The organism is Chitinophaga sp. RCC_12 (genome assembly GCF_041360695.1).
Lineage (GTDB): Bacteria > Bacteroidota > Bacteroidia > Chitinophagales > Chitinophagaceae > Chitinophaga.
Genome location: NZ_JBFUPS010000001.1, coordinates 1,074,193 through 1,095,464, shown reverse-complemented (window position 1 = coordinate 1,095,464; position 21,272 = coordinate 1,074,193). Strand labels below are relative to the sequence as shown.

12 protein-coding genes are annotated in these 21,272 nt (G+C 47.7%); 9 read left to right on the top strand and 3 right to left on the bottom strand.

Annotation, left to right across the window (positions count from 1 at the left end):
• Nucleotides 1–126 precede the first annotated feature (126 nt).
• Complete coding sequence (gene acnA, locus AB6805_RS04255; RefSeq protein ID WP_370908214.1) at nt 127–2,853, top strand: aconitate hydratase AcnA; 2,727 nt, start codon at nt 127–129, stop codon at nt 2,851–2,853.
• A 208-nt stretch (nt 2,854–3,061) separates the two neighbouring features.
• Here acnA and AB6805_RS04250 read toward each other — a convergent pair whose 3' ends face one another.
• The 3 genes from AB6805_RS04250 to AB6805_RS04240 form a co-directional block, all read right to left on the bottom strand.
• Nucleotides 3,062–5,302, bottom strand: a complete 2,241-nt coding sequence (locus AB6805_RS04250; protein ID WP_370908213.1) for a cation:proton antiporter — start codon at nt 5,300–5,302, stop codon at nt 3,062–3,064.
• A 145-nt stretch (nt 5,303–5,447) separates the two neighbouring features.
• The gene (locus tag AB6805_RS04245) at nt 5,448–6,227 is read right to left on the bottom strand and encodes a response regulator (protein WP_370908212.1); all 780 of its coding nucleotides are present in this window, start codon (nt 6,225–6,227) and stop codon (nt 5,448–5,450) included.
• The gene (locus AB6805_RS04240) at nt 6,209–9,376 is read right to left on the bottom strand and encodes a two-component regulator propeller domain-containing protein (RefSeq protein ID WP_370908211.1); all 3,168 of its coding nucleotides are present in this window, start codon (nt 9,374–9,376) and stop codon (nt 6,209–6,211) included. Before AB6805_RS04240 ends, AB6805_RS04245 begins: the two co-directional genes overlap by 19 nt.
• Nucleotides 9,377–9,575: 199 nt before the next feature.
• Here AB6805_RS04240 and AB6805_RS04235 point away from each other — a divergent pair, with 199 nt between their 5' ends.
• The 8 genes from AB6805_RS04235 to AB6805_RS04200 all read left to right on the top strand — a co-directional run bounded on the left by AB6805_RS04235 (nt 9,576) and on the right by AB6805_RS04200 (nt 21,199).
• Nucleotides 9,576–10,601: a family 43 glycosylhydrolase gene (locus AB6805_RS04235; RefSeq protein WP_370908210.1), complete on the top strand. Its 1,026-nt coding sequence runs from the start codon at nt 9,576–9,578 to the stop codon at nt 10,599–10,601.
• Nucleotides 10,602–10,620: 19 nt separating this feature from the next.
• Nucleotides 10,621–12,468: a glycoside hydrolase family 2 protein gene (locus AB6805_RS04230; RefSeq protein WP_370908209.1), complete on the top strand. Its 1,848-nt coding sequence runs from the start codon at nt 10,621–10,623 to the stop codon at nt 12,466–12,468.
• Between the two features lie 2 nt (nt 12,469–12,470).
• Nucleotides 12,471–14,525 carry a beta-L-arabinofuranosidase domain-containing protein gene (locus AB6805_RS04225; protein WP_370908208.1) on the top strand — a complete coding sequence of 685 codons (2,055 nt, stop codon included), beginning with the start codon at nt 12,471–12,473 and terminating at the stop codon, nt 14,523–14,525.
• A gap of 77 nt (nt 14,526–14,602) precedes the next feature.
• Entirely contained in the window at nt 14,603–17,764 is a 3,162-nt protein-coding gene (locus AB6805_RS04220) for a SusC/RagA family TonB-linked outer membrane protein (protein ID WP_370908207.1), read from the top strand.
• 19 nt (nt 17,765–17,783) lie between these two features.
• A complete protein-coding gene (locus AB6805_RS04215) occupies nt 17,784–19,736 on the top strand; it encodes a RagB/SusD family nutrient uptake outer membrane protein (protein ID WP_370908206.1) in 1,953 nt (650 codons plus the stop codon).
• 11 nt (nt 19,737–19,747) lie between these two features.
• The gene (locus AB6805_RS04210) at nt 19,748–20,449 is read left to right on the top strand and encodes a DUF3823 domain-containing protein (RefSeq protein ID WP_370908205.1); all 702 of its coding nucleotides are present in this window, start codon (nt 19,748–19,750) and stop codon (nt 20,447–20,449) included.
• A 183-nt stretch (nt 20,450–20,632) separates the two neighbouring features.
• A complete protein-coding gene (locus AB6805_RS04205; RefSeq protein ID WP_370908204.1) occupies nt 20,633–20,809 on the top strand; it encodes a hypothetical protein in 177 nt (58 codons plus the stop codon).
• A gap of 3 nt (nt 20,810–20,812) precedes the next feature.
• Nucleotides 20,813–21,199 carry a tautomerase family protein gene (locus AB6805_RS04200; RefSeq protein WP_370908203.1) on the top strand — a complete coding sequence of 129 codons (387 nt, stop codon included), beginning with the start codon at nt 20,813–20,815 and terminating at the stop codon, nt 21,197–21,199.
• Nucleotides 21,200–21,272: the final 73 nt, after the last annotated feature.

Here is a 21,272-nt window from a genome sequence, read left to right as displayed (position 1 = left end):
GCGCAATGCATAGGTACGGCAGGGTTATTTTAATATGAACCGTTTATAAACGATTCATAATAAGGTATCTTTAATAAACAAAATGGTAGCATCATTGTTTCATTAAAAATGTCAACAACTCAGCTTATGCAGCCACGTATCGCATCACTCAGCAAACTGGAACAGGACGGAAGAAAAATCTCCCGGTTGCCTTTCTCGATCAGGATCTTACTGGAAAATGTATTGCGGAACCACGACAACTTCGCCATCACTGATGAACACGTGGAAACACTGGTGAACTGGGATCCTGCGGGAACAGATAACGAAATACCTTTTAAACCGGCCCGCGTACTGATGCAGGACTTCACCGGCGTTGCCGCTGTGGTGGATATCGCTTCCATCCGTGCGGAAGTGATCCGCAAAGGAAAAGACGGCGCTAAAATTAACCCGGCTATACCGGTTGACCTGGTGGTAGATCACTCTGTGCAGGTAGATTTTTTCGGAACAGACTACTCTTATACAAAAAATGTGGCCTATGAATATGAACGTAATAAAGAACGTTACCAGTTGCTCAAATGGGCGCAACAGGCCTTCGATAATTTTACGGTAGTGCCTCCGGGCATGGGTATTTGTCACCAGGTAAACCTGGAATACCTCGCCAAAGGCGTTATTAACCGCGATGGCTGGCTGTTTCCTGATACATTGGTGGGCACAGACTCCCATACTCCCATGGTTAACGGTATCGGCGTGTTGGGCTGGGGCGTAGGTGGTATTGAAGCCGAAGCAGCCATTCTGGGCCAGCCAATCTATTTCTCCTGCCCCCAGGTGATTGGCCTGCGGCTCACCGGCCGGTTGACAGAAGGCGTTACTGCTACGGATATGGTGTTGGCCATTACACAGCTGCTGCGTAAATACGGTGTGGTCGACAAATTCGTGGAAGTATTCGGCGACGGCCTGGACTTCCTCTCCGTGCCTGATCGCGCTACTATCTCCAATATGTCGCCAGAGTTTGGCTGCACGGTTACCTATTTTCCGATAGATACACAAACGTTGCAATACATGCATCGCACCAACCGCTCCAAAGAGGATATTGCGCAGGTGGAAAACTATTGCAAAGAAAATATGCTCTGGCGTCATGGCAGCGAACAAATCACCTATACGGATATCATTGAAGTGGATCTCGGGCAAATACAATCCGCTGTGGCCGGGCCTAAGCGCCCGCAGGACCGTATCCTGGTCCGTGATCTGCACAACGAGTTTGAAACCCTGCTCAGCAAGGAATTCAAGCGCATGTACACCCCCGAAGGCAAACGGCGCGATACCGCCTGGCTGGCGGAAGGTGGTTCCGGTACCACCTTTACCTACGAAATACAGAAGCATGTGGAGGAAGTAGCGGTGGAACTCGACTATCTTAAATCCGTACGTATTAAACTGAAAAATGAAGAATATGTGCTGAGCGACGGCGCCATCACCATCGCTGCTATCACCAGTTGTACCAATACTTCTAATCCAAGCGTAATGATAGGGGCGGGGCTGGTAGCAAAGAAAGCAATCAGTCGCGGGTTATATGTGAAGCCCTGGGTAAAAACCAGCCTGGCGCCGGGTTCACGGGTGGTAACCGAATACCTGACGCGCTCGGGATTACTGGCTGAACTTGAAGCATTGCGTTTTCATATTGTTGGCTATGGTTGTACTTCGTGTATTGGTAACAGTGGTCCGCTGCCGCCTGCCATTGCGGAAGCGGTGGAAAAAGGTAACCTGGTGGTGGCGTCGGTACTTTCCGGTAACCGTAATTTTGAGGCAAGGGTACATCCGCAGGTAAAGATGAATTTCCTCGCTTCACCGCTGCTGGTAGTAGCTTACGCCATTGCCGGCCGCATCGATGTAGATATACTCACCGCCCCGCTGGGCTATGATCCTAACGGCGAACCGGTATACCTCCGCGACATCTGGCCTACACAACAGGAAATCAATGATACCGTAGCGGCCGCAGTAAAGCAGGAAGACTTTGAAAACATCTATAAGGTAATATTCGACGGCGACGAACAATGGCGCGGTTTACTGGCGCCCTCGGGCAAAGATTATCACTGGAGTAACGACTCCACCTATATCCGGGAAGCGCCGTTCTTTAAAGGGCTCTCTGAATTTCCGTCTTCCGTGGAAGATGTAAAAGACGCACGTGTGCTACTGAAGCTGGGCGACTCTGTTACTACAGATCACATCTCCCCCGCAGGCTCGTTTAAACAAGACACGCCTGCCGGTAAATACCTGCTGGACCGGGGCATTGATCCGCGTCTCTTTAATTCTTATGGCTCCCGGAGGGGAAATCATGAAGTGATGATCCGAGGTACCTTTGCCAATGTGCGTATTAAAAATGAGTTGTCGCCCAAAGAAGGTGGCTTTACCACCATCATCCCATCCGGAATGGTGTTGCCCATTTATGATGCGGCACAGAAATATGCGGCCACAAAAGTGCCACTGATCATCCTGGCCGGAAAGGAGTACGGCAGCGGTTCTTCGCGCGACTGGGCAGCAAAGGGCACCAATCTCCTCGGCGTAAAAGCAGTGATTGCGGAAAGCTATGAACGTATTCATCGCAGCAACCTGGTAGGCATGGGCATTCTCCCACTCGAGTACCTGGAAGGAGAAAATGCAGCTATTTTAAATCTAACCGGAACAGAATCATATACCATCAGCGATATCTCCACCGGTCTTGTTCCCAACAAAATACTAACGGTAACGGCTATTCCGGCGGAAGGGCCGCCCATTATTTTCAAAGTAAAATCAAAGCTAAACTCCCTGATAGAAATCGAGTATTATCGTCATGGTGGCATCTTGCAGTATGTGCTACGGGCGTTTCTTGAGAAGGCTTAAACGCGAATTTTGTCTTTCTCGCTGATTACGCTGATTATACTGATTAGCTTGATTTTTACTTTTGGATTTTTTGGATTTTATAAAGGATTAAGGGAGATAACAGCGAATATATCCGCTGCTATCTCCTTTAATCCTTTATAAAATCCAAAAGTAAAAATCAAGCTAATCAGTATAATCAGCGTAATCAGCGAGAAAGACAAAACTCGCGCTACCTGCCCCGCGAAAATTCCAGGATCTTCCGGCGGTTGCCTACCAGCCACACTACATCTTCCCATTCAAATGCGGTTTCGGAAGCGGGGTTGAGGATTTTCTCGCCGCCGCGGGCAATGCCTACTACGAGTGCCTGCGTTTTTTCCCGGATGCCGGAACCACGGATGGTCTGACCTTTGAGGCCATTGTGTTCATCCACTACGATGCTGGTCAGGCCGATGTTTTCATCCGCCACATCGTCGCTTCTTTCTACGTTGAGGGTGTTTACCACGCGGTTAAATTCCTCCAGCTGCGCTTCCGTACCAATGGCGGTAAGGATGTCGTGCGGAAATAATTTCTCATCGCGGGTGGGTGCGTAGATGGTCACATTGCCTCTTTTAATGGCGCCTACGTTAATACCGTACTTTTCCCGCAGCTGCAGATCTATCAGCGGTTTATCCACCAGGGTAGACCAGGGATCAATTTCTACTTCAGACACCTGCGCATCCCAGGGCAGCAAATCCGCTGCCGTAGCTTTATTATTGGCTGCATCGGCAGTTTCACGGGCATTCAGATTGGTCAAGAAGCGGCTTTCAATACGGTTATAATATTTCTGCAATTGTGAACGCAACACCAGCAGCACGCAGGCCAATATAACGGCAGTACCCATCAACGCCTGCCAGAAGGGAAAGTACTGGTTTACCAGGAAACCCACCAGCAGCACGGCCACCACGTTACGCACTACTTCCACCACTACCAGCGGACCGTGATTGTATTTGGAATCCAGCCATAACGCCTTATAGGAATTGCTCGAAATTTTCTGCACCATCAGCGCCCAGATAAACGGCGACATCATGGCAATACCGATGATCACGCTCAGCAATTCTGCCAGGAACAGGTTCTTCACATATTTAATCACAAACGGACCGATATAATAGGTGTTGAGTAAGATCACGGCGAACATGATCACCGCATTCAATACAATCACTTTTACATAACTGCGCAATACAATACGCCAGTCGCTTTCCGCCTGTAGGGTTTGTGAACTGGCACTGTACCGGTTCAGGGTAGTTAGCCAGCGACTGGGGATGATCTTCTCCAGCCAGTTATAAAACGGCACGGAAAACTTGATCATGTAAGGCGTAGTAAAGGTGGTAATGGCGGAAACGCCCACTGCTACCGGGAAAAGGAACTCGCTGGTTACTCCGAGGGAAAGCCCCAGTGTTGCAATAATAAAGGCAAATTCCCCTACCTGCGCCATACTCATGCCCACCTGGACAGCCTGTTTCAGCGGCTGACCGGATAACAACGCTCCCATTGTGGTGGTGAAAAATTTCCCGGTGATGGTTAACAACGTTATCCACAGTACCGGCCACCTGTATTCTACAATCATCTCGGGGTTGATAAGCATACCTACCGACACGAAAAAGATAGCGCCAAAAAGATCTTTTACCGGTTGTATGAGGTGCTCCACTTTTTCAGAGGAGGTGGTTTCCGCTATGATGGAACCCATGATAAAGGCGCCCAGTTCTGCGGAGAAGCCCACTTTAGTGGCCAGGATCACCATGCCCAAACAGAGCGCTATACTCAGTATCAGCAGGGTTTCTCCATTGAGGTAGCGTTCTATTTTCTTCAGTGCGGTGGGTAAAAGAAAAATCCCTGCCAGGAACCAAACCGCCAGGAAGAACATCAGCTTGGCAATGGTAAACAGCATCTCCGTTCCTTCAAATTTACGGCTCACCGCCATCGTAGATAATAATACCATCATGAGGATCACCACAATGTCCTCTATCACCAACACACCGAAAACTATTTTGGTAAATGACTTTTTCTTGATACCTAATTCTTCAAAGGCACGGATAATGATAGTGGTAGAGGAACTGGCCAGCAAACCTCCTAGGAACAGGCTGTCCATAAAGCCCCAGCCCATCAGTTTACCTGTAAAATAACCGGCAACGGTGATCAGCGCTATTTCTACAAATGCGGTAATGGTGGCAGTACCTCCCACCCGCATCAGCTTTTTAAAACTAAATTCCAGTCCCAGTGAAAATAAGAGGAAGATAACCCCGATTTCAGACCAGGTTTTTATCCCTTCTGCATCCCCGATAGTAGGAAACAGTTTGAAATTGGGCCCCACTATAAATCCAGCGATGATATACCCCAGCACCATCGGCTGTTTCAGCCGTTTAAATAGTAATGTAATAACTCCCGCCGCTCCTAATATTAATGCCAGGTCAATGATCAATGATGGTAGATGCATACAGTAATAATCGATTTAATGTTTCGTGTGATGTACTTTTATGGCGCTGAGAAATCAGCGCACATATGTGTCAGATGCCAGTTTCCGGACCTTTGAATATTGCTAATATATTATTTTTTCAGCGGGGAAGCAAGATTAAGTTTGGCTATCGCTCCTTCTCCGCCTGTATCTGCGCTACATATCTCGACGGTAGTATTCCGAACTGTTTCTGAAAATTCTTTCCAAAATTAGTCAGGGAAGCAAAGCCGCAAAGCTCCGCGACTTCATTCACTTTGTATGATCCGGTGGATAATAACGACGCTGCTTTTTTCAAACGCGCAATATTGATCAGCTCATGAGGCGTAAGATCGGATATCGCTTTTATTTTACGATAGAAAGTGGGGCGGCTCATGTTCATAAAATCCGCCAGCTGTTCCACATCGAGGTCAATGTTATTGAGATGCTGGTTGATCAGGTCATTCAGCTTTTCCAGAAATTGTTCGTCGGCGCTGGTATAGGCCATGCTGCGCAGATGTACCAGCGGAGTACTGGCATAATAGGATTTTATTTTATGACGGTTGGTGAGCAGGCTCGCAATTTGCGCCTGCAGGAATTCAGGTGAGAATGGTTTTTCAATATAAGCATCGGCGCCGAGTTCAAGCCCTTCTATTTTCGACTGCATTGTATTGCGTGCCGTAAGCAGGATCACCGGAATATGACTGGATACAAAATCCGACTTAATAATCCGGCAAAGTTCAAAGCCATCCATTACCGGCATCATCACATCACTGATCACCAGCTGCACGGGCTGCTCCTGCAATAATAGCAAGGCGGCCTGCCCGTCTCGCGCAGTGATGACTTTATATTTATCTTCCAGGTCGTCTGCAATGAAAGAAAGTATTTCTTCATTATCATCTACCAACAGTATCAGTGGCTTGTTTTCCATTTGCTCAGGTTAAATTCTATTTCCTGGTGAACAGGCAAAGTAAGTGAAAAAACATTTAGTGTCCCATCGGTCGGCAGCAACTCGAGGCTACCTTTGTGCAGCAACGTTAATGATCTTGAAAGGGATAGCCCGATACCCGTGCCTGATTTATCGGCCGTGGCCTTCGCGCGGAAGAATGGCTCAAATATTTTGTCCTTCATTTCGGCAGGAATAATGTATCCGTCGTTCTTTACCAGGATAGTAAAAGTGGCATCGTTTTCATTCACTGGTAGCAGGTGTATAGATGCTTTGGTAGCGGCATACCGGATAGCATTGTTGATCAGGTTGCCTAGTATCTTATGTAGAGCTTCCGCATCTACATAAGCAAAAAAATGAAGGCTTGATAACTCTATTTTAAACCGGATATCCTGCTGCTCCGCTGCCGGCGTAAACCGCAGATGGTTTTCTTTCAGCAGTTCAGAAATATCAGTACGCACAAAATTCAGGCTGAAACCATTGATCTCTGTTTTGCGGAAGTCGAGCAACTGATTGGTTAACTCCAGCAGCCGGTCGGTATTGCGTTCCATGATGCGCAGGTTTTTCTGGATCAGCGGTACTTCATCCGATTTGCGGATCACCTTTTCCATCGGCCCCTTGATCAGTGTAAGTGGTGTCCGGATCTCATGCGCAAGATGTGTGAAGAATTCAATTTTCGCCTGGTATAACTCTTTTTCTTTTTCATGCTCCAGCAATTCAAGCTGCCGTTTTTGCTTTTGCTGCGCACGCTGATGATACCACCCGATAATAAAATATGCCAGGCTGCATAACAGGACGATGTAGGCGGCATATGCCCAATAACTGGCCCAGAAGGGCGGGAGGATAATAATAGTAAGCACACGCGGCGTAATACTCCAGCTGCCGCCGCTGCTGGCCGACTTCACCATAAACCGGTAAGTACCGGGTGGTAATTTGGTAAAGAAGGCTTTCCGGTTGGTTTCCAGGTAAGTCCAGTCACGGTCAAGCCCTTCCATTTTATACGTGTAAGCCGTCATCTCCGGGGAAGTGTAGCTCAGCGCCGCAAAGTTGATGCTAAAAGAGGACTGGTCGTGCGATAATACAATCGTATCCGTCAGGAAAATAGATTGTTTCAGGATGTCCCCAACCTGTGCCTCTTTATTATACACCTGGAAGCCGGTAATATATACGGGTGGCAGATAACTGTTACGCACAAACGACTCTGGGTTGAAACGGATCAATCCTTTCACACTGCCAAAATACATATTGCCACAACTGTCTTTATAAGCAGAATTATAATTAAACTGATCATTTAATAAACCACTGGCCTTGGTATATACCACCGCATTTTCAGTGGCGGGTGTAAAACACGCCAGCCCTTTGGAAGTAGTTACCCAGAGGCGGTCGCTCTTGTCTTCCAGGATAGAAAACATCATATTACTGAGGAAACCATGCCGGGTGCTGTAGGTCGTAAAATTATTACGCTGCTGGTTATACAAACAAAGACCATCATCTGTGGCCAGCCATAAACGATGATGACTGTCTTCAAAAATTCTGTTCACGCGGTTGTTGCTCAAACTGGTGCTGTCACGGGCATCATGCAGGTAAAGCCCTTTCTTCCCCGTGCGGCGGTTATAGAAATATAATCCGTCTCTCACCGTGCCTAGCCAGATAGTGCCTTCCCTGTCTTCAAAAGCAGCCGTATAAAAGATATAATGAGGTACTTCTTTTACGGTATTAAATTCATCACGGGAACGGCTATACTCATAAAGTCCCCAGGTAGTACATATCAGTATATTATCGTTGCTGGTACGCAGCAGGCTATAGATAAAACCGCTGTGCAGCTGATGTGGCCCGTCGCCCGGTGCATAGTGCCGGATAAATTTTCCGCTGGGGATATCCATGACATCCAGGCCATGCTCGAAAGTGCCTATCCAGAGGGAATCTCCGGTAACCAGTAAACCATGAAGATTGGTATGCGATAAACCAGGTGCATGTTTATCCAAAGGCCGGATGGCCGAAAAACTGCCGTCCGATGGGATGAACTTATTCAGACCACCATCTTCGGTACCTATCCACAAATGACCATATTTATCGGGATGAATCTCTCTCACTGCGTTACCACTGAGAGAAGAAGAACCTGTTTTCGGAAATAACTTTTCGAAGTACGTATAAGGCTGTGGAAAATAATTGGTGCCGCCAAAGTAAGTACCTACCCATATACCGCCTTCTTTATCTTTACAAATATTATAAATGGCATTATCAGAAACAGAATAAGGATCATCATAACTTTTTTTCAGGTTGATGATCTTACCGCTTTTAATATTATAGATATAGATACCGGATTCCGATGCAATCCAGTATTCATCATCGTTCCGGCGGATAATGTCCCTCACATACAATTCAATACCGGTTGTATCCCTGGAAAGGAAATCTTCGTAGGTGCGTGTCCGTGTATTAAACAGTTTTAAGCCCTGCCCCGCGGTACATGCCCAGATGGTATCCCTGCCCATTGGTACAATTTTCTGGATAGCATAGGAATTGGGTTTGGCAGAATGTGTAAAGAGGGAATACGTGGTAAAATTGTTTTTGTCGTAATGATAGACCGCCATATTGCCCGCCGAAGAGCAAAACCAGAGGTGCCCTTCACCATCCAGGCAAGCAGAGGAGGCATCCCGGAAGCCGGGGACTTCTGTCAAACGGTCGGTAGCTGCCTGGTAGCGGAACAGGCGGCCTGCGGATATAATCCAGATATTTCCCTGCCTGTCTTTTGTGATGGACCGTACTTCTCCCTCCGTTTTTTTACTCAGCTCGCGGAACTGTTCATTACGCGGATTATATATAAATACTCCTTTGTCCGATCCAACATATAACAGGCCGTCATCGTCCTGGAACAGGCAGAGGATATAGTTGCCGCCAATACTTCCCGGCTGCTCTGTTCGCCTGAATACCCGGAAGGTGTAACCATCGAACCGGTTCAAGCCATACATCGTTCCAAACCACATAAATCCCTGTTTGTCCTGCAGCGTGCAGATAACGGCGTTGTGCGACAAACCGTTCTCTACCTGGTAATGTACAAAACCGGGCGACTGGCTATGTAGCGCCCCGCTTAGCTGCAGCAACAGGAACAGGATATAATAGCGGATTTTTGGCATGTGTTCGTTTAGTGGAAAGCTTAAAACTAATGGTTTTTCCGCTAAAACCCACCACTGTCCGGCCAAAAGCTAAAATGATACAAAAGAGATAAAAATTGAGATAAATGGGCAAACAAGTATTCAGCGGATAGTCTTTCTTTGGAGAAGTGTGTTAAGCGTGAAATATACACTTAAATAAGCCATCTTCTAAATCCATGTTATGAAAAGTAGCCAACTACTTTCACTGGTATTTTTACTGTTTATCAGCGGGATATGCCGTGCCACATCTGAAGATACCACCGGTATGTTCAAGAATCCTTTGCTGACCTCCGGCCCCGATCCCTGGGTGGTAAGCCACAACGGTATGTATTATTATATGCATACCACAGGTCATAACCTGGTGATGCGGAAAACAAAAAGCATGTCGGCTTTGGCGCAATCCACTCAAAAAGTTATATGGACACCACCAGCGAAAGGACCCAATGCAAGGGACATCTGGGCGCCCGAACTGCACCGTTTGAATGGGAAATGGTATGTGTATTATACCGCCGGATCGTCCGATAGCATTCATCCGCAACACACATTTGTGCTGGAAAATACGGCCGCCGATCCAACCACAGGCAGCTGGACTGATAAAGGACAGATCACCGATCCCGCCCATCCGGAGCACTTCGCTATTGATGGCACGCTCTTACAACATAATGGCAATAACTATTTTATCTGGAGCGGGCATAATGGAAAAGATGTGGTGCAACGCCTGTATATCGCCCGCATGAAAGATCCCTGGACACTGGCATCTTCAAAAGTAGAAATAGCTGCGCCTCAATACCCGTGGGAACAGAACGGGATCAATGAAGGTCCTGAAATTCTCCGGAATGCCAAAGGAGAAATCTTCCTGGTCTTCTCCGCTTGCGGGTGCTGGACAGAAAATTATATACTCGGTATCATGAAATTAAAGCCGGGCGCCGATCCGCTGCTGCCGGCAAGTTGGACTAAATCGCCCGAGCCGGTATTGCAAAGCAGGCCGGAAAACGGCGCTTACGCACCAGGACATAACGGTTTCTTTAAATCACCGGACGGAAAAGAAGACTGGATCATTTATCACGCCAACTCAAAAGCCGGACAGGGATGTGGCAACCAACGTAATCCCCGCATACAAAAGATCACCTGGAATACAGACGGCACGCCATTTTTTGGTGAACCGGTGAAAATAAATACGTGGGTCACTAAGCCTTCAGGAGAGTAAAATCACTTTAAGAAAATATATGAAAAAGAAGTACCTATTTTTTGCACTGGCACTTGGATTGGGCAGCAGTACAGCAATAGCACAACAACAGGATTGGAAAATAGTGGGAGGGAAGATCGCTACTTCCTGGAGCGAACAGGTATCGCCGGCAGCTACGTTGCCGGAATATCCACGCCCGCAGCTGGTTCGCGGCAACTGGAAAAACCTGAACGGATTGTGGAATTATGCCATCAAAGCAAAAGAGGAAAGTCAACCCACCACCTGGGACGGCAAAATACTGGTACCCTTTGCTGTGGAATCAGCACTTTCCGGTGTGGGCCGTACTGTGGGAAAAGACAGTACCCTGTGGTATAACACCATACTCACGCTGCCTTCCGGTATGCAGGGTAAAAAGATATTGCTGCACTTCGGTGCGTCCGACTGGCGTACAACCGTATACGTTAATGGCAAAGAAGCCGGTAGCCACGAAGGCGGCTTTGATCCATTTACCTTCGATATCACGTCATTAGTAAAAAAAGGTAAACAGGAAATTGCAGTAAAAGTATGGGATCCCACCGACGATGGCGATCAGCCACGAGGCAAGCAGGTGAAGCGTCCGGAAGGAATATGGTATACCCCGGTAACCGGTATCTGGCAAACAGTATGGGTGGAAGCCGTAGCAGATACCTACATCGCTTCTACTAAACAAACACCCGATATCGACCAGGGCACACTTACGGTAGCGGCTAATGTGGAAAACTTAAAGGCAGGTGATGTAATAAAAGTAACCGCATTTGATGGTGGTACCAAAGTAGCCGAAAGCACCATCAACGGCGAAAATGCGGTATTGAAAATAGCTTCGCCAAAGTTATGGTCGCCGGAATCCCCTTTCCTCTACAACCTCACCCTAACGGTTATACGAAAAGCCAAGGTAGTAGACGAAGTGAAAAGCTATTTCGCCATGCGTAAATCTTCCATTGGAAAAGATGCCAATGGTGTGGAACGCATGCTGCTGAACAATAAATTCGTATTCCAATATGGCCCGCTGGATCAGGGCTGGTGGCCCGACGGATTATATACCGCCCCTACAGATGAAGCCCTGAAGTTTGATATCGCACAAACCAAAGCAATGGGCTTTAATATGATCAGGAAACATATTAAAGTAGAACCGGCACGCTGGTATTATTACTGTGATCAGCTGGGTATGCTGGTATGGCAGGACATGCCGAGCGGCGATCTCGGAAACGGCTGGGAGCCACGTCCCGGTATTATCGGGCGCGGCACCGATCAGCATCGTTCAACTGAATCAGAAAGCTACTACCGTAAAGAATGGAACACCATCATTGATCAGTTATATAACTATCCTTCTATTGTAGTATGGACGCCATTCAACGAAGCATGGGGACAATTTAAAACAGTGGAGATTGCAGAATGGACCATGAAGAAAGATCCGTCCCGCCTCGTGAATACTGCCAGCGGCGGTAATTTTTACCCGGTAGGACATATCATCGACCTGCATAATTACCCCGAGCCTGCAATGCCCGATCCGGCTATATATGGCGATAAACGCGCCATCGTGCTGGGTGAATTCGGCGGACTGGGATTGCCGGTGAACGGACATGTATGGCAGCAAAAAGATAACTGGGGATACCAGAGCTTTAAAAACGAGGAAGATCTTTTTAAACGCTACAGCGGGTTCACCGATAGGTTGGAAGCACTGATCAAACAAGGGCTGTCGGCCGCCGTATACACACAAACCACCGATGTGGAAGTGGAAACAAACGGCCTGATGACCTACGACCGGAAAGTGCAGAAGATGCCACTGGACAAACTGAAACTGATTCATCAGAAATTGTATAACCCGGCCTTGGTAACTATAAAACCATAATGATGGAAAAGCGAAAGTTGTTTGGCTTATTGATGCTTTCTGCTTTTTTTGTTGGTCTTATCCCGGCGGATGCAGCGCATCTGCCGGGTGCCAGGGCTGACACCAATGCCTTTGTGGCCCCCGTTTACCAGGCCCTTCCACTCGGCGCAGTAAAGCCACAGGGCTGGCTGCTGCACCAGTTGCAGATCATGCGCAACGGAACCAGCGGCCACCTCGATGAAGTATACGGTAAAGTGAAGAACGACAACGGCTGGCTGGGTGGAAAAGGCGACGGCTGGGAGGAAACACCTTACTGGCTGGATGGCGCAGTGCCCCTGGCCTGGTTGCTCAACGACAAAGAACTGAAAAGTAAAGTGCTCCGCTATATCAACTGGACCCTCGATCACCAGCGGCCTTCCGGTTATTTTGGCCCGCTCACCAAAACCGAGCGGGAAAAGAATATAGCCATTGGCGTTAGTAATGCCGCCGACGGCGACGACTGGTGGCCAAAGATGGTGATGTTGAAAGTACTGCAACAATATTATACGGCCACAAATGATCCCCGTGTTTTACCTTTTATGACACGGTATTTTCACTACCAGTTGCAGGTATTGAAATCCTGCCCGCTGGGCAAATGGACAGAATGGGCCACCTCCCGTGGCGCTGAAAACGTAATGGTAGCCCAATGGCTGTACAGTATCAATAAAGACAAACAACTGCTGGAGCTGGCTGCATTGCTGCAATCACAGGCATTTACCTGGAGTAATTGGCTCGGTAACCGCAGTTGGGTAATAGATGCGGCTGCACAGCAAAACGACCAGCACTGGATGCGCCGTCACGGTGTAAACGTAGGCATGGGACTGAAAGATCCCGTGATGAACTACCAACGCACCGGCGACAAAAAATACCTGCAGGACCTGCATACCGGCTTTACCGACCTGATGAACCTCCACGGCTTGCCGATGGGCATCTTTTCCGCCGATGAAGACCTTCACGGTAACGCACCTACGCAGGGCACTGAACTGTGCGCCATCGTGGAAGCCATGTTTTCCCTGGAGGAAATTATCGGTATCACCGGTGATCCGTTGTATATGGAAGCATTGGAACGCATGACCTTTAACGCACTGCCTACACAAACAACCGACGATTATAACAACAAACAATATTTCCAGGTAGCCAACCAGGTGAATATCAAAAGAGGCGTATTCAATTTCTCCCTGCCGTTCGACCGGGAAATGAATAATGTTCTGGGCATGCGCAGCGGTTATACTTGTTGCCTGGCCAATATGCACCAGGGCTGGACGAAGTTCGCCTCACACCTGTGGTATGGCGCTGCCGGTAACGGCCTCGCGGCGCTTACTTACAGTCCCAATGAAGTAACTGCTGAAGTAGGAAAGAATCATACCCCTGTTACCATTCACGAAGAAACCGGCTACCCGTTTGAAGATCAGATCCGTTTCCGGATGAACATGCGGGAGCCAGTTGCCTTTCCCCTCCAACTGCGTATCCCCGCCTGGTGTGATGAAGCAACAATACTGCTCAACGGCCGGAAATTACATTCCGAAAAAGGCGGCCAGATCATTACCCTGAACCGGAGCTGGAACAACGATGATCAGCTGGTTCTGCAACTGCCCATGCAAATACGCACTTCCAACTGGGGCCGTAATTCGCGCACCGTGGAAAGAGGTCCGCTCGTATATGCGTTAAAGTTAGAAGAGCAGTGGGAGAAGGGACATGATGAAGTGGAAGGCGATTATTTCAGTGTTTACCCTAAAGGTGAATGGAACTATGGCCTGCCTGAAAAGATCATCCGCGAGCCGGCAAAGTACCTGCAGGTGAGCACCGTGAAACCGGTAACAGACACTTTCGTATGGAACCTGGCACATGCGCCGGTAACGATCACCACCACAGGTAAACAACTCCCTGAGTGGAAACTGGTGGATGATGTGGCGCCCCAACCCGTAACAGACCGGAACGGTATTTATAAAGGTAAAGTAAACGACAAAGAAACCAGTATTACGCTGGTGCCCTATGGTTGCACCAAAGTGAGAATTGTAGCATTCCCGGTAGTGAAATAAACAATAGCGTAGCATATTTCAACCAAAAAGACAGTATGTAAGACTGATAATTTAATAAGACCACACAAAAACTTGTTATGAAAAAACGATTACGTTTCCGCAATTTAATCCGGAAGGTGATACCGGGCGGCTATTGCCGGCTATTCACGGTATTATTGCTTTCCCTCGGCCTGATGGCCCATGCTGCGCCCGCAGACATGGTGATTACCGGTAAGGTAACAGATGATAAAGGAATACCACTGGTAGGAGTAACGGTGAATATAAAAGGGACCAATAAAGGAACCGCTACGGATGGCGCCGGAAATTACTCGCTCTCCGTTCCGGAAAACAATGCCGTACTGGTGTTTTCCTATGTGGGATTTCTAAAACAGGAAGTACCGCTATCGGGCAAAAAAGTAGTAAACGTACAACTGGAAACGGATAGCAAAGGATTGGGAGAAGTGGTAGTGGTAGGGTATGGTACACAAAAGAAAGAATCCCTGACAGGCGCTATCTCCGGCGTAACCAGCAAAGACCTGGAAAGAGTACACGCTTCTACCGTGAGCGCCACGCTGGCTGGTAAAATACCGGGCGTGTCTTTCCGTATGCCTGATGGCAGACCCGGCGCCGGCGCGAACATCCAGATCCGTAACTTCGGAAATGCCCTGTATGTAATTGACGGTATTCAGAAAGATGCCGGCCAGTTCAACAATATTTCCCCCAACGACATTGAAAGCATCACCGTGCTCAAAGATGCTTCCGCCGCCATTTATGGCGTAAGGGCCGCAAACGGAGTAGTAGTGGTAACCACCAAAAGAGGTAAAATGGGCGCGGGAAATACCATTAACGTGGATGCCTACACGGGATGGCAGAACTGGTCGAGGTTCCCCAAAACGGTAAATGCCTATGAGTGGATGCTTGGTAAAGCCGATGCCGAAATGAATGATGAAAACCCGCATACAGATATCACCAGAGAGGAACTGGAGAAGTGGAAAGCGGGAACAGAAAAGGGATACAGGAGTTTCGACTGGTACGACTTTATTATCAAGAAAAATGCCCCGCAGAATTCTATTAATGTGAATGCTACGGGTGGTTCTGAAAATATCAACTACTATCTTTCCCTCACACGCCTGGATCAGAAATCGGTGCTGGGAAGAGAATTTGATTTTAACCGTACCAATATCCAGAGTAATGTGGATGCCAAAGTAGCGAAGCGTGTAAAAGTAGGCGTACAGATCAACGGTCGTATTGAGCAGCGCGATAACCCCGGCGTTCCCGGCGGCGACGACTATTGGGCGCCCCGTTTTGCACTGTTCCGTAACAGGCCCACAGAAAGAGCATACGCCAACGACAACCCGCTGTACCCAAATGACATCGGCCACAACACGGAGAACTGGGCGGTACAATCAAAAGCCATCTCCGGCTATTGGACGGAAGACTGGCGCGTGCTGCAAACCAACTTCAACGCTACTTACGAAACACCTATCAAAGGGCTCACACTGAAAGGAATGTATTCCTACTATTTCGCTGACAAGCTGATGAACGGTCACGAATATACGTATGATACCTACACCTACCAGGAAGCTACGGATACTTACCTGCGTACCGGCGGAAGCTCCAATCCCTGGAGGGAACGCGGCACGCATAAAGTGCTGGAAAACGTATTGCAGGGCCAGATCAACTATAACAACACTTTTGGTAAACATACCATCGGCGCTACATTGGTGTCTGAACGCATCAAACGCCGCGAGTTGGATGTATGGGTACATGCGGTGCCTAAAAGCAACCTGCTGCCGCTGATCCAGTTTTCCGATATGGATACTTATAACGACAACGACTGGACAGAAGCCCGTGTGGGTTATATCGGCCGTTTAAACTATAGTTTCAGTGACAAATATTTCCTGGAAGTAGCCGGCCGTTACGATGGCTCCTGGAAATTTACGCCAGATAAAAGATGGGGCTTCTTTCCATCTATCTCCGGAGGATGGAGGTTAACAGAGGAGCCTTTTGTTAAAAACCTGCTGGGTGGAAATTCTATTCTCACAGAATTAAAATTAAGGGCTTCCTATGGAGAACTGGGTGACGATGATATCGGTATCGGCGCCTACGACTACCTACCCGGCTATACGTACGGCACGTCTACTGTAATCCTGGATGGCACCATTATCAGGGGCTCCCGCGACAAAGGCGTTCCAAACGACCGTCTCTCCTGGTTTACCAGTAAAATTGCTGACGTAGGGCTGGATTACCAGTTGTGGAACGGGAAAATATCCGGCTCGCTCGATTTCTTCAACCGTAAACGTTCCGGGTTACGTGGCCGCAAGTACGATGTACTGGTGCCAAGTGAAATTGGCTACAACCTGCCGGATGAAAACGTGAACAGCGATTCACAGCGGGGCGGCGAATTTTCTGCTGCCTATAACGGCCAGGCCGGTAAAGTGAGCTTTATGATTGGAGGCAATGTGTCTTATTCCAGGAGCAGGCTGCTCGAAACCTACAAGCCGATATGGGGCAACTCTTGGGATCATTACCGGAATTCCATTGAAGACCGTTGGAATGGTATCTATTGGGGATATGAAGCCATCGGCCAGTTCCAGTCGCAGGATGAAATCAATAAGTACCCGGTGAATGTGGACGGACAAGGCAATAAAACTTTGTTACCGGGAGACATCATCTACAAGGATATGAACGGTGATAACGTGATCAATAACCTGGATGAAAGGCCTATCGGCTATCAAACAACAGGTAACCCTACCGTTAACTTTGGTTTAAACTTCGGCGTAAGATGGAATGGTTTTGATTTTGCAGCCGACTTCTCCGGTGGTTCCATGTATTCCTACAATCAGAACTGGGAAATGAGATGGCCCTATCAGAATGGGGGCAACCTGCTCAAACAGTTCTACGATGATCGCTGGCACCGTGAAGATCCTTTTGACCTGAACAGCAAATGGATTCCCGGTAAAAATCCCCCGCTGCGATTCAACAAGGGTGGTCATAGTAACTATAATAAGGCATCTACTTTCTGGCTGCATAATGTGCGTTACCTGCGCTTGAGAACAATGGAAATTGGCTATTCTATTCCTCAGCAAATACTGGACAGGATCAGGTTTAAGAAGGTAAGGGTATACGTAAATACCTACAATCTCTTCTCCCTCGATAATGTAAAAGATCTTGGAATTGAACCGGAAATAGCAGATGAAAACGGGTTGCAATATCCGCAGAATAAGCTGGTAAACATTGGTTTGAACTTTACTTTCTAAGTAATTAATAAGATTCGTTATGAAAAAAAGTTTGTTATATATAGCTCTTTGTGCACTCGCTTTGAATACGGGTTGCAACAGGGACAAAGACTTTCTGAACGTGCCACCTTCCAACATCCTGCAGAATGAGCAGCTATGGAATGATGAAGGACTGATCCTTTCTGTACTTGCGGATCTGTACGACCGTTACCCGGACAGGCAAACGGATGTTGAGAATTCGCCGATACCTTCCATGGTGGTACAAACCATTGATAACTGGGGCGAGTTTGCCCGCTTTGATGAGGCGTTCGCATCTGAAAGCGGCCAGTACTGGCGGCATAGCGCCAGCGACTATCCTTACGTATTTCCAGGTATGATTGTAAAAGGTGGACGCGAAGTGACCTATTGGGATTATGCGTATATCAGGGAGTTGAACATATTCATCGAAAAGTGTGGTGCCTCCACAAAACTGAAGCAGGAGGTAAAAGACAGGTTTGTTGCCGAAGCCCGTTACCTGAGAGCGGTGGTGTATTTTGAAGAAGTAAAAAGGGTGGGCGGTGTGCCGCTGATATTGCAGGCAATGGAATATGACTATAAAAACGATCCTGCTTATCTGCAACATCCGCGTGCGAAAGAATCAGAGATCTATGATTTTGTGATCAGCGAAATGGATACGGTAAAGAAATATGTGCCTGCAAGCCCTGTGAGTAAAACCCGTGTTACCGTGGGCCTGGCACTGGCTACCAAAGTCAGGGCCGCATTGTATGCCGGTTCTATTGCAAAACACGGCGCAGAAACACCGCAGGTGTCATTGCCCGGTGGAGAAGTAGGTATCCCCGTTTCAAAAGCAAATGCTTATTATACTACTGCCCTGCAGGCAGCACAGGAGCTAATTGCCACCGGCAGTTATTCTTTGTACAAAAAGAATTCGGATAACGTCACGCAGAATTTTGTCAGCCTGTTTATCGACAAAGGTTCCAATCCGGAAGTGATTTTTGCAAAGGATTACAAATTGCAGAGCGGACGTGTGCAGCCCTGGACCTTGTGGAGCCAGCCGCGTTCCAATGCAGAAGAGCAACAGGGTGGCCGCTTAAATCCGTCGCTGAATCTCGTACAGTCGTTCGAGTTACTGGATAATACTTTTGCCCCGCTTCCCATCAATGCGTCAGGCGGCGGTTATATGTATTACACTGATCCGATGGATTTGTTTGCCAACAGGGATCCACGTTTGGCCGCTACTGTTATGTTACCCGGATCTGAATTTAAGGATAAGAAAGTAGATATATGGGCCGGTTATATTAAGAAGGATGGCAGCATTGTTACGGGTGACAACTTCGGAGCAAAAGCCAAGCTGGAGCCGAATGGACAGGATGTGCAGGTAGTTGGATTTGACGGGCCGGTAAATAACCTGGAGTTCAGCGCGCAATCAGGTTTTATTATCCGCAAGTATATGGATCCCACCGTTGGATCGGGCCGTATAGGCACTCAAAGCGAAGTATGGTGGATCCGTTACCGTTATGCAGAGGTGTTACTCAATGCTGCGGAAGCAGCGTTTGAACTGGGGCAGGCAGGTGTGGCAGCCGGTTATATCAACGAAGTACGTGAAAGGGCCGGGTTTAAAACCCCGCTGACGGCCGGGCAAATCACCTTCGACCGGATTGTGCATGAAAGGAAAGTGGAACTGGCGTTTGAAGGCCACGAATTCTGGGATATGAAACGCTGGCGCCTGGCACATAAAGTATGGAATGGTGTGAAAACACCATTGACTACTACACCTGGCACTGCAACTGCGGTAAGTAACCGGGTATTTGCCCTGTGGCCTTACAAGGTATACGATCCGGGAAGTGTCAATAATGGTAAGTATATATTTAAGCAGGTATTGCCGGGAGCGGTTACCTCCGCGCATCTGTTCCGGATGGGAAATTATTATGGGTATATCGATGACGATATCCGGAATAACAACCCTAAAATAGTAAAGAATCCTAACCAGTAAAGCGAATTATTATGAGAACTAAAATTCAGTATATCATACTCATTGCATTAGGTATATTTTCTGCCTCTTGTAAGAAAGATAACTACAAGGCGCCCTCCAGTACTTTTAATGGAAGACTGGTATACCAGGGAGAGCCGGTAAATGTTAGTTACAACGATGTATATTTTGAGCTCTGGGAACCCGGTTGGGGAAAAAGTATACCCATCAACGTTAATGTAAGCCAGGATGGTTCCTTTTCTGCATTGTTGTTCAATGCTGCCTATAAGCTGGTGATTCCCGCTTCACAGGGCCCTTTCAGGTCCATTCCGGACAAAACAACCAATACAGATACCATTCCGTTGACGATCTCCGGCAACCTGCAACAGGATATCGAGGTAATGCCGTATTACATGATCCGCTCTCCGAAATTTACAGCAGTGGCGAAAAAGCTCACGGCTACCTTTAGTGCGGAAAAGATCATTAAGGATGTTAATGCGCGGGATATTGAGCGGGTATTCCTGTATGTGTGTAAAACGCAGTTTGTGGATGGCCGCAATAGCATTCAAACAGCCGATATGGCCGGTGGCGATATCGTTGATCCTGCAAATATCAGCCTGCAGCTGGATATACCGGACGTAGTGCCGGCACAGCCTTCCGTATTTGCACGGATTGGTTTAAAGATAGCAGGCGTAGAAGATATGCTTTTCTCCCCCGTACAGGAGATTGCACTGTAGAGAATGATGAACAAACATTCACATGCCCTCCGGTTTTCCGGAGGGCTTTTTATTTTTTCTTCGTTCGTTTCCGAAGCTCATTCACCATCTCCAGGAGGTCTGTTATCATAGTTTAGTTTTATTAAAGTATGATGTTGAATATTTCAATATTGCAAATGTATGAAACCATAGTAAATTTGATTCATGAAAAGCATATTATTGATCATGAGCATACTAACCACCGGGGCAGCGGCGGCACAAATGCCAACTGCCCGCAAAACATTGTTGCAGCAGGATCTGACTGGTCTGACTGTGGAAACAGTAAAAATGGACCAGGCCACTTTGACGCCAGATCAGCCTACTATCATCATAAATAAATAAGCCATGCCTTTTGTACAGATCTACCTGGGAAAACATCTTTCCCAACAAAATAAAAAAGACATTTCCCTCGCCGTTCATCAGAGCCTCGTGGATATCTTCAGTATTCCTGTAGCAGATTATTTCCAGGTGATCCATGCTATGGAACCCGGTGATATCCTTTACCCGGAAAGCTACTTTGAAGTGCCGCACACCGAAAACCTGCTCTTTATCCGTATCACCGCCAGGGCCGGCAGAACACCGGATATGAAACAGGCGCTGTATGAAAAAATAGCCAGCCGTATAGCAGCCGCTACACCAGTGAGCGCAGATGACGTAATCATCATCTTCGTGGAAAATGACCTGGAAGATTGGTCTTTCGGCCGCGGTATTGCGCAGATGGTGACGAAATAGCGATATCGCCGGTTTTAATTTCCTGCAACCATTTAACCGGCAAAGCAAATTTATCGGTAAATTGAGCGCAGGT

Coding starts and splice junctions, on each gene's coding strand:
- acnA (WP_370908214.1), top strand. CDS start 127: ATGCAGCCACGTATCGCATCACTCAGCAAACTGGAACAGGACGGAAGA.
- AB6805_RS04205 (WP_370908204.1), top strand. CDS start 20,633: ATGAAAAGCATATTATTGATCATGAGCATACTAACCACCGGGGCAGCG.
- AB6805_RS04220 (WP_370908207.1), top strand. CDS start 14,603: ATGAAAAAACGATTACGTTTCCGCAATTTAATCCGGAAGGTGATACCG.
- AB6805_RS04240 (WP_370908211.1), bottom strand. CDS start 9,376: ATGCCAAAAATCCGCTATTATATCCTGTTCCTGTTGCTGCAGCTAAGC.
- AB6805_RS04245 (WP_370908212.1), bottom strand. CDS start 6,227: ATGGAAAACAAGCCACTGATACTGTTGGTAGATGATAATGAAGAAATA.
- AB6805_RS04230 (WP_370908209.1), top strand. CDS start 10,621: ATGAAAAAGAAGTACCTATTTTTTGCACTGGCACTTGGATTGGGCAGC.
- AB6805_RS04235 (WP_370908210.1), top strand. CDS start 9,576: ATGAAAAGTAGCCAACTACTTTCACTGGTATTTTTACTGTTTATCAGC.
- AB6805_RS04215 (WP_370908206.1), top strand. CDS start 17,784: ATGAAAAAAAGTTTGTTATATATAGCTCTTTGTGCACTCGCTTTGAAT.
- AB6805_RS04225 (WP_370908208.1), top strand. CDS start 12,471: ATGGAAAAGCGAAAGTTGTTTGGCTTATTGATGCTTTCTGCTTTTTTT.
- AB6805_RS04200 (WP_370908203.1), top strand. CDS start 20,813: ATGCCTTTTGTACAGATCTACCTGGGAAAACATCTTTCCCAACAAAAT.
- AB6805_RS04210 (WP_370908205.1), top strand. CDS start 19,748: ATGAGAACTAAAATTCAGTATATCATACTCATTGCATTAGGTATATTT.
- AB6805_RS04250 (WP_370908213.1), bottom strand. CDS start 5,302: ATGCATCTACCATCATTGATCATTGACCTGGCATTAATATTAGGAGCG.